This is a genomic window from Terribacillus saccharophilus (genome assembly GCF_046592595.1).
In the GTDB taxonomy this organism is placed as follows: Bacteria; Bacillota; Bacilli; order Bacillales; family Amphibacillaceae; genus Terribacillus; species Terribacillus saccharophilus_C.
Map to the genome: position 1 here is coordinate 42,406 of NZ_JAWVPF010000006.1, position 12,112 is coordinate 54,517.

General features: G+C 43.6%; 12 protein-coding genes. 10 read left to right on the top strand and 2 right to left on the bottom strand.

Annotated elements, in window-relative coordinates; translation table 11 throughout:
* Positions 1-2 precede the first annotated feature (2 nt).
* The 4 genes from SFC25_RS11235 (at position 3) to SFC25_RS11250 (ending at position 3,945) form a co-directional block, all read left to right on the top strand.
* The gene (locus tag SFC25_RS11235) at positions 3-1,205 is read left to right on the top strand and encodes a GTP-binding protein (protein WP_411215363.1); all 1,203 of its coding nucleotides are present in this window, start codon (positions 3-5) and stop codon (positions 1,203-1,205) included.
* A 16-nt stretch (positions 1,206-1,221) separates the two neighbouring features.
* Complete coding sequence (rpsN, locus tag SFC25_RS11240) at positions 1,222-1,491, top strand: 30S ribosomal protein S14 (protein WP_411215364.1); 270 nt, start codon at positions 1,222-1,224, stop codon at positions 1,489-1,491.
* Positions 1,492-1,494: 3 nt separating this feature from the next.
* Positions 1,495-2,670 (top strand): GTP-binding protein, encoded by a 1,176-nt coding sequence (locus SFC25_RS11245; RefSeq protein ID WP_411215365.1) that lies wholly within the window; start codon positions 1,495-1,497, stop codon positions 2,668-2,670.
* Between the two features lie 228 nt (positions 2,671-2,898).
* Positions 2,899-3,945: a family 20 glycosylhydrolase gene (locus SFC25_RS11250; protein ID WP_411215366.1), complete on the top strand. Its 1,047-nt coding sequence runs from the start codon at positions 2,899-2,901 to the stop codon at positions 3,943-3,945.
* Positions 3,946-4,005: 60 nt separating this feature from the next.
* Here the strand turns inward: SFC25_RS11250 and SFC25_RS11255 are convergent, their stop codons facing one another.
* The gene (locus SFC25_RS11255; protein ID WP_411215367.1) at positions 4,006-6,009 is read right to left on the bottom strand and encodes a methyl-accepting chemotaxis protein; all 2,004 of its coding nucleotides are present in this window, start codon (positions 6,007-6,009) and stop codon (positions 4,006-4,008) included.
* 216 nt (positions 6,010-6,225) lie between these two features.
* Here SFC25_RS11255 and SFC25_RS11260 point away from each other — a divergent pair, with 216 nt between their 5' ends.
* From SFC25_RS11260 to SFC25_RS11270, 3 genes are read left to right on the top strand one after another with little or no spacing between them, the layout of a single operon-like run.
* Positions 6,226-7,458, top strand: coding sequence for a PucR family transcriptional regulator (locus SFC25_RS11260; RefSeq protein ID WP_411215368.1), 1,233 nt, complete (start codon positions 6,226-6,228; stop codon positions 7,456-7,458).
* A 15-nt stretch (positions 7,459-7,473) separates the two neighbouring features.
* On the top strand, positions 7,474-8,328 hold the full coding sequence (locus SFC25_RS11265) for a pentapeptide repeat-containing protein (protein ID WP_411215369.1): 855 nt from the start codon (positions 7,474-7,476) through the stop codon (positions 8,326-8,328).
* A gap of 15 nt (positions 8,329-8,343) precedes the next feature.
* Positions 8,344-8,721: a hypothetical protein gene (locus tag SFC25_RS11270; protein WP_411215370.1), complete on the top strand. Its 378-nt coding sequence runs from the start codon at positions 8,344-8,346 to the stop codon at positions 8,719-8,721.
* Positions 8,722-8,765: 44 nt separating this feature from the next.
* On the opposite strand, the gene SFC25_RS11275 is transcribed toward SFC25_RS11270, so the two are convergent.
* The gene (locus tag SFC25_RS11275; RefSeq protein ID WP_411215371.1) at positions 8,766-9,827 is read right to left on the bottom strand and encodes a tetratricopeptide repeat protein; all 1,062 of its coding nucleotides are present in this window, start codon (positions 9,825-9,827) and stop codon (positions 8,766-8,768) included.
* A gap of 288 nt (positions 9,828-10,115) precedes the next feature.
* Between SFC25_RS11275 and SFC25_RS11280 the strand changes: the two genes are divergently transcribed.
* The 3 genes from SFC25_RS11280 to celB are packed head-to-tail and all read left to right on the top strand — an operon-like array spanning position 10,116 to position 12,111.
* Positions 10,116-10,430 (top strand): PTS sugar transporter subunit IIB, encoded by a 315-nt coding sequence (locus SFC25_RS11280; RefSeq protein ID WP_411215372.1) that lies wholly within the window; start codon positions 10,116-10,118, stop codon positions 10,428-10,430.
* Complete coding sequence (locus SFC25_RS11285) at positions 10,427-10,759, top strand: PTS lactose/cellobiose transporter subunit IIA (RefSeq protein WP_411215373.1); 333 nt, start codon at positions 10,427-10,429, stop codon at positions 10,757-10,759. The genes SFC25_RS11280 and SFC25_RS11285 overlap by 4 nt, the downstream gene beginning before the upstream one ends.
* Before the next feature lie 23 nt (positions 10,760-10,782).
* Positions 10,783-12,111, top strand: a complete 1,329-nt coding sequence (celB, locus tag SFC25_RS11290) for a PTS cellobiose transporter subunit IIC (RefSeq protein ID WP_411215374.1) — start codon at positions 10,783-10,785, stop codon at positions 12,109-12,111.
* The last annotated feature ends 1 nt before the right edge of the window (position 12,112 follow it).

Genomic DNA, 12,112 nt, shown 5'->3' on the forward strand with positions numbered 1-12,112 from the left:
TCATGAAAAAGAAAATACCTGTAACAGTACTAAGCGGGTACCTTGGAGCTGGGAAAACAACGCTGCTCAATCATATCCTGCACAATCGGGAAGGCTTGAAGGTTGCGGTCATTGTCAATGACATGAGCGAAATCAACATTGATGCTGGCTTGGTGGAAAACGAAGGGACGTTATCGCGAGTAGATGAACAGCTGGTTGAAATGTCCAATGGATGCATTTGCTGCACACTGCGCGATGATCTGCTGGTCGAAGTGGAAAAGCTGGCGAAGAATGGCAGCTTTGACTATATCCTTATTGAATCCAGCGGTATTAGTGAACCGGTACCCGTAGCGCAGACGTTTACGTATATCGATGAACAATTGAATATCAATCTGTCCGACTTTACTGCATTGGACACGATGGTGACAGTAGTGGACGCAAACCGGTTCTGGCATGACTTTGGCTCGGGAGAGAGTTTGCTGGATCGGCAGCAGGAGGTTGCCGAAAATGATGAACGGGAGATCGCTGACTTGCTGCTTGATCAAATTGAATTTTGCAATGTGCTGATTCTTAACAAATGTGATCTTGTGGAAGAAAAGGCTTTGCGTGAACTGAAGCATGTGCTGCGTCTGCTGCAGCCGAAAGCGAAAATCATCGAGGCGATACACGGCAAAGTGGATCCAAAAGAAATTCTGTCCACGCAGTTGTTTGACTTTGAAAAAGTCAGCTCTTCGGCGGGCTGGCTGAAAGAACTCGAGAATGGACCGGAACAGCACACACCCGAAACAGAAGAATATGGCATCGGATCTTTCACGTATGTCCGACAGCATCCTTTTCATTCAGAGCGCTTTATGCAATTTGTAGAAACAATGCCGGAAAACATCATCCGCTCCAAAGGAATAACGTGGTGTTCGACGAGGAATCAATTTGCTTTGCTGCTCTCACAAGCTGGTCCGGCAGCGAATATCGAGCCGGTATCTTATTGGGTTGCATCATTGGAAGAGGAACGGCAGCAGATCATTCGAAGGGAAAATCCATCGATCAATCACGAATGGCATCCCGAATATGGAGACAGAAAAACACAGCTTGTGTTCATCGGAACAGATTTAGATCAGCAAGCAATAACGGAGGAACTGGACAGCTGCCTGCTGACGGAATCAGAGCTTGCAGGCGATTGGTCCCAGCTGGCAGATCCATTTCGCTGGAATATACAGACAGCTCAATAAATAGGAGGAAATAAGAATGGCAAAGAAATCGAAAATCGCAAAAGAGAAAAAAAGACAGGAACTAGTGATGAAGTATGCGGAACTAAGAAGGGAACTGAAGGAAAAGGGAGATTACGAGGCATTACAGAAACTGCCGCGTGACTCATCTCCGACACGTTTGAAAAATCGCTGTGAAATTACTGGACGTCCGCGCGGCTATATGCGGAAATTCGGCATGAGCCGGATTAAATTCCGTGAGTATGCTCATAAAGGGCAGGTGCCTGGTGTAAAGAAAGCGAGCTGGTGATCGGTGGATAAACGGATACCGGTAACTGTTTTGAGCGGTTATCTTGGAGCAGGCAAAACTACCTTGCTTAATCATCTGCTTGCCAATAAGCAGCAAATGAAAATAGGCGTGCTCGTCAATGACATGAGTGAAATCAATATTGATGCCCATTTGGTCGAGCAGGGGGGATTGAAGCGTACGGATGAGAAATTGATTCAGCTGGAGAATGGCTGTATTTGCTGTACGCTCCGAGAAGATTTGATCATCGAAATCGACAAGCTGGCAGATCTGGATATCGAGTCTATCATTGTGGAATCTACCGGTATATCTGAGCCCATTCCTGTAGCGCAAAGCTTTACGTACCAAGAAGATGTGCTCGGAATTGATTTGTCTGCAAAATGCCGCTTGGATACGATGGTAACAGTCGTGGATGCCGGGAGCTTTTGGCAGGACTATCAATCAGGAGAGTCCTTGATGGATCGGAAGCAGCAGGCAATAGAAGAGGACGAACGGGAAATCTCCGATTTGCTGCTCGACCAAATCGAATTTGCAGATGTTATGTTGCTTAATAAGGCAGACCAGCTGAATAAAGAGGAACTGAGGCAGCTGCACAGCTTACTGCATACACTGAATCCAGAAGCGGATATCCATCAAACAGAGTTTGGGAAAGTAGATCCCAGTATTGTCCTGGATACAAAGAAGTTTTCCTTTGAAAAAGCCAGCCAGTCTGCCGGCTGGATCAAAGAATTGAACAGTGAGCATATACCAGAAACAGAGGAGTACGGAATTTCATCTTTTGTCTATCGCAGACAACGTCCTTTCCATCCGGAGCGCTGGATGAAGTGGCTGGATAAATGGCCAAGTGATGTGGTGCGGGCGAAGGGCTTTTTCTGGCTCGCATCCCGACCGGATACAAGCGGATTGCTGTCCCAGGCTGGACAGTCGCTGGCGATCGAAGCAGCTGGACCGTGGATCAGTACGTATCCACTGGAGGAACAGGAAGCTGTGCGAGCCGAGGACAAGGAACTGGAAGCAAGATGGCATCCCTTCTATGGGGACAGAATGACAGAGTTGGTTTTTATCGGAATTGGTATAGATAAAAAAAGAATAACAAGGGATTTGGATACGTGTCTGCTGACCAATGAGGAAATGCAGCAGGATAGTGCCGCATTTTTTGATCCGCTGCCAGCCTTTGTATAAAGTTTGACAGGGACTTCCCGTTAATTTGAAACAAATAAAACACTTTCAAGGTTTAATACGGATCATATTTATCCGAAATAATACTTGAGGGTGTTTTTTCAATGGAGAGGGAGGAACATCTCGGTTTAGAGTTTAGGGTGGCAGGAATAAGGGAAAGATTACACGTGTTTTGGTGTCTCACTATTAGCACAATACTTTTATTAAACTGAAGAAGAGGGGAAAGCGGCATTGTTTAAATTTCTTTCTATTACAACAGTTAGTGTACTCCTATTTCTAACGATGGCGAACACCGTTCAAGCACAGGATCACGAGAAAGGAATTACAATCGATATTTCGAGAAAGTACTATTCGATTCAAACATTAAAAGCAATTGCAGACGAAATAAGTGCAAATGGCGGAGACTACTTGCAGCTGCATTTCTCAGATAATGAAAGCTATGCTATTTCATCAGAATTCCTTGGCCAAAACAGTGAAACTCCAAACAACACATACTTAACCAAAAAAGAACTGTCATCACTTATAGCATATTGCAATGATAGAGATATACAGGTTATTCCTGATATTGATCTGCCGTCGCATTCCAGAGGCTGGTTAGAGTTAATGAAAGTGAAAGATCACGGGTTATATACTAATATCGTGACGGATTACAGTGAAGAGACGCTTGATTATCACAATAATGCAGATGCTCTGCATACTGCTAACCAGCTGTTGAATGAAGTACTTGATTTATTCTATCAGCCAAAGTTCGCAGGAAAACAGAGGATAGTACTTGGCGGGGATGAAGTCCCGGGAAGTGAAGTACATCAAACGGATTTTATACGTTTTATGAATCAAATTGCCGATACAGCTAAAGCTGGAAGTTATGAACCGCAGATGTGGAATGACAGCATTACTGCACAAGGCATTCATAATCTGGCTCAAAGCTTCTCCATCCTTTATTGGAAGCAAAGTACGCTTTCAAACGGTGTGCAGGGTTTAGAAGTAACAGACTTTGAAGACGAGGGTTTTCCCGTATATAACTATAATGCGTACTCTTTATATTTCTTGCCTTCAACCCGTTTTACACAGGAAGATATAACAGAACAGATGGACTATATGCAATGGGCTTACGCCTATAATAAATTTTTCTATATTTCAGATTACTACAAGCATGTGGAAGCATCTAATATAAAAGGATCCAGTTTGGTTTTTTGGGGCGAGAATGCCGATGGCTTAAGCCAAGAGGAATTGCTTGAACAAGAGAAACGTTTGATACAGACTTATCTGAGCTTATAGAACATATAAAAATCCCCTCTAAGTCGTATTAGAGGGGATTTTTTAGCTATATAATCTTTATTATAATTTAAATTGCTGCAGCTGCTCTTGTAATGTATTAGCATCCTGCTCAAGCTTTTCAGCTAGCTCTTTCAATTGATCCATGGAATGGGTCTGATCCGCTACAGATGCCGTGATTTCTTCTGTACCAGCTGCTGTTTGCTGGCTGATAGCAGCAATTTCACCAGTATTGGTTGCCAGAGTAGCTTCCCTTTCCATCATAAGTTTCATTTCTTCCTTCGTCCGGGCAGTCAATTCCATATTATGTGCAATTGCCTGCTGGATCTGGATGAAGATTTCTTTCGTATTATTTACTGCTGTTTCTTGTCCGCGGACAACGTCGCCAGTTCTTGTAGCGAAGGCTGCTGTTTCAGCTGTTTCAGATTGGATTTCCTGTACGATAGAACCGATATCGCGGAGTGCATGTTCTGTCTGTTCTGCCAGCTTGCGCACTTCATCTGCTACAACAGCAAAGCCTTTGCCGCTCTCGCCGGCACGTGCTGCTTCAATAGCTGCATTAAGCGCCAGCAGGTTCGTCTGTCCGGCAATATCTGTGATTGTATTTACGATTCCGCTGATATTAGCTGATTTTTGCTGCAGGTTCTGTACAGCGTGTTCGATCTTGCCCGTAGCTTCGATAGCATCTTTTGATTGCTCAATCAATTGCTGCATCTGGGAACCACCGACTTTAGCGGATTCCGTCATTTCCAGTGCTTCTTCGTATACTTGCTGGTTGTGTGCATTTACTAGTTTGATATTCTCGGATAATGCTTCTGTCGCAACAGTATTACGCTCCATGATTTCAGCAAGACTTGTTGTTCCGGCAGAAATCTCTTCCATCGTTGCCGCTACTTCTGCGGAAGTCGCAGCATTCTCTTCTGCATTAGCTGCCAGTGCCTGCGATGCGGACTGGACATTTGCCGAGATAGCAGTGTTATGCTGCATCATGCCATGGATGTTCCCGATCATATTATTGAAGCTGTCAGATAGATCACCAATTTCATCAGCAGACCGGTTGTTCATCTTAACAGTCAAATCGCCGTCTTCTACTTGTTTCATCTTGTCACGTAGTTGTTTGATTGGCTGTATTACCGAGTTCACGACGAAGAAGGTAACTAGTAGTGCAATCGCCAGGACAATCAGTACAGTGATGGTCAAAGGAAGAATGATCCCCGACGCTAAGTCGCTGAACTCATGTTCTGGTACAATGGCAGCGATTGTCCAGCCAGTTCTGTCATTCGTCGTAAAGGCAAGTACACGTTTTTCGCCTTCAAATTCATAATTGACAATCCCGCCGCGTCCAGTGGACTGCATTTTCTTCCAGAATTCTTCTTTCGTTGCGTCAGTACCTAGTTTTTCAGCATCTGGATGGGATAGGAAATGTCCTGTACCGTCGAATACCGCAGCAAATCCTGTTTCGCCAACTTTAACCTGCTTTGTAAGCTCCTTTAGACGAGAAAGCTTGAATTCGACGACAACCATCCCTTTTAACTGATTGTCATTGTCAAAGATCGGCTTTACCGCATCAACTACAGGTTCACTTGAATCGGCTGACACGTATGGGTCAGTATAACCAGCGCGTTCTTCAAGCTCAAGCCCCAGCTGATACCACGGACGTGTAGTTGCATCATAATCATCTGGCAAATCGACTTGCGGATAAGCCACCATGTCGCCATCAATAGGCTGATAAAAAATGGTACTGATATTTGGATTGTCTTTTGTATAGCTTTCCATCGTTACAGCTAGCCGGTCCATATCATCTTCTTGTAAAGATTGTGTCCGGCTGATACTTCCTAAAGTAGACTCGATATTGTCCAGGAACAAATCATAAATGCTGTTCAGCTGAACAACCGTTTGATCTTCCATTTGATTAGTCTGGCTTTCAAGCACCATATTACGGCTGAATTCATAACCGAAAAATGCTGTTACTACTCCTGATATGATAAACATGGCAAGAATCGGATAAAGGATTTTGCGTAAAATTTTACGGGTAAAGAAATTACCTCTTTTTTTGTTTTCTTCCATTATTTTATTTTGTTCCTCTCTTTGCTTGTATTACGGCTACATCTATTTATCGGTAGGTAAATAGAATTATGTAGTTTCCTTATTAAAAAAATCAAAGGATACTATTTTTTAGTTAAATTTTATCAATATTATTGGTTGTTATTGAAAAAAAGGAAGCATCTAGGCAAAGCTCTTCTGCTGGAGTATGATAAAAGAAAATGCTTAGGGGTATGCGCTATGGAGTTATTCGATCGTGTATTATCCATCAATGATCTGGATGCTGTCATCGATTTGCTTAGCTTCGAGCTGGAGCGGCCAGTGATTGTCGAGAGTGCCGACTATACATTGCTTGCGTATAATTCGCATTACATCCAACATTTTGATGAAGCAAACCAGCAAACAATTTTCACAAAGAAGTGGACACTGCCAATCTATGAAACATTTATTGAAGCGGGTGTCGTAAATAAGCTGAAAACATATGAGCGTCCATTTCTCGTAGAAGCAATGCCGGAAATAGGCTTGAATACGAGAATTGTTGTAAGTGCAAAGCATGAAGGCCGCATCATGGGCTATATTTGGATTCAGCAGATGGAGGACCCACTTCCTGCTGAAGGTCTCGATTTTCTACACGATATTTCCTACCACATCGGCAGGCTCATTTTTGATATACAAAAGTCAAAGCTGAAGCAAGAGGAAAAAGAGGATCAGTTTTATCAGAATATTTTTAATGGAATATATAAATCAGCTTCTGATCTGGAATGGGGGGCAAAGGAATTTGGCGTGAAGCTGCCGGAGTATTTTGCTGTCGCAGCTGTCGAGCTGACTGAGCAGGATGAAAGGCTTCTTTATGATTTGCAGCAGGTTGCCCAGACTTCCTTGCAGCTCGAGGATAAATTGCATCATGTTCTCATCAAAGAAGGTATCCTGCTCATCGTACTTGGAGGAAAGCGGGCTGATGCACCAATCGAAGCATTAGCAAGAGAAGTCATCCAGCGTATCCGTGATTATGTGAAGGATAAAAATGCAACAGTCAGGAGCGGTGTTGGAAGTATCTATCACCATCCTCTTGACTTGCTGAAAAGTGCAAACCAAGCAAAAGAAGTCATCCAAGCCGGTATCCTGACGCACCGCCCAGTATCCCTTTATTACAAAGATCTGCATGTATATCGTTATCTGCAGGCTATTGCTGATAAAAATGACGAGCTTGGCTATGAAAGTGTACACTTGCAAAAGATTCGAAAGCTCGACCCGAACGATAAAAAGGAACTCCTGAAAACACTTGAAATATATCTTCTCCACAACTGCAAAATCAAACCGACTGCAGCAGAACTCTTTGTCCATCCAAATACGGTAAATTATCGGATCAATCAGATCAATGAAGCGCTGCAGCTTGATTTGACGGATGTGCTGCAGAGATTCCAGCTGCTGCTGGATTTGATGACAAGGGGAAGAGTTGTAAAGAATACATGAAAAGGAAGAATGCTTATGTCTTCTCAGATTGATACCCTTGCTGCCGGGGAGTATAGAAAGAGTTTGCAGGCGGATTGTGCAAACTGTTTTGGCTTATGCTGTACAGCACTTCATATCGTTGCATCCAGCGACTTTGCTATAAATAAACCTGCAGGTGCTCCATGTCCTAACCTGCAATCCGATTTTCGTTGTCAGATCCATAGTGAGCTGCGGGGGAAGGGATTTAAAGGCTGTACTGTTTTTGATTGCTTCGGTGCCGGTCAACAAGTTTCCCAAATTACGTTCAATGGACAGGACTGGAGAGGGAATACGCAAACTGCTGAGAAAATGTTCTCTGTATTCCCGGTGATGATTCAGCTGTATGAGATGCTGGCCTATGTTATAGAGGCGTTGTCTTACCCAGTACCGAAGGAGCTGCATATAGAACTCACTTATCAGCTAAGCGAATTAGAAAACCTAATAAAGCTTGATGCTGACAACTTGCAGAGTTTAGATATAATGGAGCTTCGCATGCCCATCAATGAACTGCTCTCCAAGACGAGCGTTCATATACGTGGCACAATAACGAATTCCATGCCTGGAAAACGGAAACTGGACTATAGAGGGGCAGATTGGATAGGAAAGAACGCAAAAGGAAAAGACCTGAGAGCAGCAGATTTTAGAGGAGCTTATTTAATTGCAGCAGACTTAAAACATGCAGACTTAAGGGCTGTCGACTTTATTGGAGCAGATTTGCGGGATGCGAATTTGGAAGGGGCAGATCTGTCTACCAGTATGTTCTTGACGCAGATGCAGATCAATTCGGCAAAAGGTAACAAACAAACGCAGTTGCCTGCATATTTGGTGCAGCCATCCCATTGGGCATCTTAAGCATAGGGGGATTTTATGATGAAGATTATGCAATATACGATATTGCTGTTTTGTCTGGTGTTCTTATTTGCTTGCAGTGAAGAAGAAGTGGTTACTATTGGCAATCCTACTGCTGAAGAGATTCTGGAATCGGACGAGGGTGCAGATATACTGCAGCATAATGGGGCTGTCTATCAGACTGGTATGGATTGGCTGGAGGAAAAAGACATTACGAAAAAAGAAAAGGTAGGTCAGATCAAAGATTCTTCCACTGAGGGTCCATCCTTTGGAGATGGGTCTGCGACACATTTACCTGTAGGTACATCTATTTATTCTGCTAACGAAAATGGATCTATTTTGCTGGCAGAAGTTGATGGTGAATTGATTAGATATGCTGTTTTGGCAGAAGGTTAATAGATATCACAGAAAAACGGCTCATCAGGAGATGAGCCGTTTTTCTATTGGAAGTCATTCGATAATGCAAGTTTGTGATAATAATGGAATTGCTCAATTTGCTGCGCTTCCCACAAGAATTGAGAATAATCGCGGGCATAACGACGCATCAAGTAGAACAAGCCGTTTTCTTTGAAATACGTAATAGCGGAATCGTATACATAATCCATTGTGTCGCGCTCCACATATTTTGCCCAAAGAATGGCGAACTGCCAGCGATACTCCAGGTCTCCCTTTTCATCGCATACACGCATACCAGTTTTATAATAGGTTTCCGCTTCATCAGGTCTTCCTAAAATATAGAGGGAGCGAGTCAGTGTGAACAGTGCCTGCACATACAAGGGATGTTCCGAATGGGTAACACACTGCTGCAGGTATGGAATACCTTTCTCATCTGCCTGCTGCTTGTGGTACATGAGACCAATATTGAATCCGCAAGCAACAACCATATCTTCCTGTCCGAGTTTTTCAGAAATGGAGAGGGCTTCAAGGAGATTTCTTTCTGCCTTGTCGAACTCCCGCAGGTCGATTTGGTTTAATCCTTGGAGGGATTTGCAATTGGCTACCTTCAGTTCGTACTGAGGATATTTCGCGTAGATGGCTATAGCTTTGTCCAAATGAAAACTGGACAAGGCATTGATGTCCAAATAATAGAACTGCATCGCTTTATTATAATGCAAGCCGGCATGCTCTTCTTCATCCTCAATTGCATCCATATGTATTTCTGCTTTTTCCAATAAATCAATAGCCGTAAAGTATTCTTTTCGGCTGTACTTCACGATTGCCAGAAAACTATAGTAGAAAAAAGACTGGTAATCATTCAGTTCATCCGGGTTCAATCTCTGCAGCTTTTCCTCGCAAAGATCAATCTCTCCCATTAGAAAATCAAACCGTGCATCAAGCAGCAAAAAACGATCCCATAATTCATCTGTAAATTCACCTGCATGCAAAGCGGCGTGTGCTTCCTCGCGCAGTTTTGCTGACTCGGCACAATCACGTGTTTTAATTGTTTTATGCCAGGTGTGTAGATGGGTGACAAATTGTTCCGCACTTTCAATAACAGCCATATACCGATACTCCTATTAGTCATAATATGCTGGACGGTTAGTGTGGGGTTGATAGACTGCGATAATAAGAAAGCTGCTTTATCCAATTCAAAGCAGCTATACCGTCCCTATAAAGATAAAGCTAGTTTAACATATCAAGTCACTGGAAGCCTATCCATATTATCCATTAATCAGCAGCTAGTTTTCATTAAAAGTCTAAACATTTATTATTAAATGTCTAGACAAATGGAAATTTAGATATATAATACAAATGAAAGCGCTTTTAATAAAACCAAGGAGTGTTATGACATGAACAGAATCCTTTTAGCATGCAGTTCCGGTATGAGCACAAGTCTTTTGGTCACAAAAATGCAAGCGTTTGCAGATTCGATTGGGGAAGAAGCGAAGATTTGGGCAGTGGGACAGGATCAGGCGAAGAAAGAAATGGCTGAAGCTGATGTTGTCCTGATCGGTCCGCAAATGAGCTTTCTCAAAGGGGAACTAGCAGCTGAGGCACAGAAATATGGTATCCAAGTTGAAGTGATCGACATGATGGCATATGGAATGGCAGATGGAGAGAAAGCATATAAACAGGCACTTGGTCTGATTGGAGCCACATCATGAGTGAGTTGAAATTGGAGGAGCTGACCGAGGAGCAGATTTGTTTCCAGATGATCCTGCATAGCGGTAATGCCAGAAGTAAAGTTTTGCAGGCCCTTCGGCTTTACCGTGAGGGTGACATAGAGAAAGTGAATGAGATGCTGGCAGACGCAGAAGATGATCTTTCACTCGTACACAAGGTACATTTCCAGCTGGTACAGCAGGAAGCGGCAGGCCATCAGCAGGAACTTTCCCTATTGTTCCTTCATGCAGAGGACCATTTCATGTCGACGATGACAATGAAGGAAATGGTCAAAGAAATGATACCTATTTTCCAAGAGCTGAAGAGCTGAAGAGCTAAAGGAGGAAGCAGGCAATGTTTGATAAGTTAAGTAAATTTTTGATACCGATTGCCGGTAAGCTGAATAATAACCGCTATCTCGGTGTATTGCGCGATGCGTTTATGCTGGCATTTCCATTAACGATTTTCGGTTCCATCATGGTTGTATTGGCCAACTTGCCATTCCTGGACAATGTGATGAGTGAATCCCTGCTCGCTGGTATTCAAGAGTCGCTTGGACCAGCACCGAATGCCACGATGAATATCGCCTCTGTTTTTGTTGTATTTGGTATTGGATATTACCTGGCGAGAAGCTATGGAGTGGAAGCTATTTTCGGCGGAGCTGTAGCATTGACCGCGTTTCTTTTGCTGACACCATTTGTCGTATCGACTGAGAGCGGCGAAGTGGTAAGTAATGTACTAGCTGTCGACCGTCTTGGAGCCAAGGGAATGTTCCTGGGTATGATCGTCGCATTCCTTTCGGGTGAAATTTATCGTTTTATCACACAAAAGAAAATTGTCATCAAGATGCCGGCGGGCGTTCCGCCAGCTGTATCGCAATCATTCGCTGCCCTCATCCCGGCGGTTGTTACGCTGTCGGTATTCTTGGTACTTAATATCATTGTGACACAAGTCTTCAACACGAATTTGCATGATGTTATTTTCAATACAGTGCAAGCACCTCTTGTTGGTTTAGGAGGAGGGCTTACAGCGACGTTGATTGCTGTATTCTTCATCCAAATTCTTTGGTTCTTCGGTCTGCACGGACAAATCATCATCAACTCGGTGATGGATCCAATTTGGAACACATTGTCCTTGGAAAACCTGCAAGTTTATACAGCTGGTGGGGAAGTACCGCATATCATCAATAAACAGTTCATCGAGGTGTATCTTGTTGGCGCGGGCGGGACAGGGATGACGCTGGCCGTACTGGTGGCAATACTCCTGTTCATGCGGAGTAAGCAGATGAAGCAGGTTGGTAAGCTTGGGATCGGGCCTGGTATTTTCAATGTCAACGAACCAGTTATTTTCGGACTGCCGATCGTGATGAATCCGCTGATTCTGCTGCCATGGATCATTGCGCCGATGATTGTAACTGTTGTCAGCTATATAGCGATGGCGATTGGTCTCGTGCCGCCGCCGACTGGGGTAACGATTCCGTGGACGGTTCCGATTTTCATCAGTGGATTCCTGGCAACCAACTCAATTGCCGGCTCACTGCTGCAGCTCGTTAACGTCTTGATTGTATTCGCCATTTGGTTCCCATTCCTAAAGTTCATCGATCGGATGAATATAAAGCAGGAAAGAGAAGCGGAACAGCAAAATGCAAAATCGGATATGCAAGTACCAAAGGAGAAGATTTGAT

Excerpts from the sequence above, each read along its gene's own strand:
- SFC25_RS11235 (WP_411215363.1), top strand. The coding sequence starts at position 3 with ATGAAAAAGAAAATACCTGTAACAGTACTAAGCGGGTACCTTGGAGCT.
- rpsN (WP_411215364.1), top strand. The coding sequence starts at position 1,222 with ATGGCAAAGAAATCGAAAATCGCAAAAGAGAAAAAAAGACAGGAACTA.
- SFC25_RS11255 (WP_411215367.1), bottom strand. The coding sequence starts at position 6,009 with ATGGAAGAAAACAAAAAAAGAGGTAATTTCTTTACCCGTAAAATTTTA.
- SFC25_RS11260 (WP_411215368.1), top strand. The coding sequence starts at position 6,226 with ATGGAGTTATTCGATCGTGTATTATCCATCAATGATCTGGATGCTGTC.
- SFC25_RS11265 (WP_411215369.1), top strand. The coding sequence starts at position 7,474 with ATGTCTTCTCAGATTGATACCCTTGCTGCCGGGGAGTATAGAAAGAGT.
- SFC25_RS11270 (WP_411215370.1), top strand. The coding sequence starts at position 8,344 with ATGATGAAGATTATGCAATATACGATATTGCTGTTTTGTCTGGTGTTC.
- SFC25_RS11275 (WP_411215371.1), bottom strand. The coding sequence starts at position 9,827 with ATGGCTGTTATTGAAAGTGCGGAACAATTTGTCACCCATCTACACACC.
- SFC25_RS11280 (WP_411215372.1), top strand. The coding sequence starts at position 10,116 with ATGAACAGAATCCTTTTAGCATGCAGTTCCGGTATGAGCACAAGTCTT.
- SFC25_RS11285 (WP_411215373.1), top strand. The coding sequence starts at position 10,427 with ATGAGTGAGTTGAAATTGGAGGAGCTGACCGAGGAGCAGATTTGTTTC.
- celB (WP_411215374.1), top strand. The coding sequence starts at position 10,783 with ATGTTTGATAAGTTAAGTAAATTTTTGATACCGATTGCCGGTAAGCTG.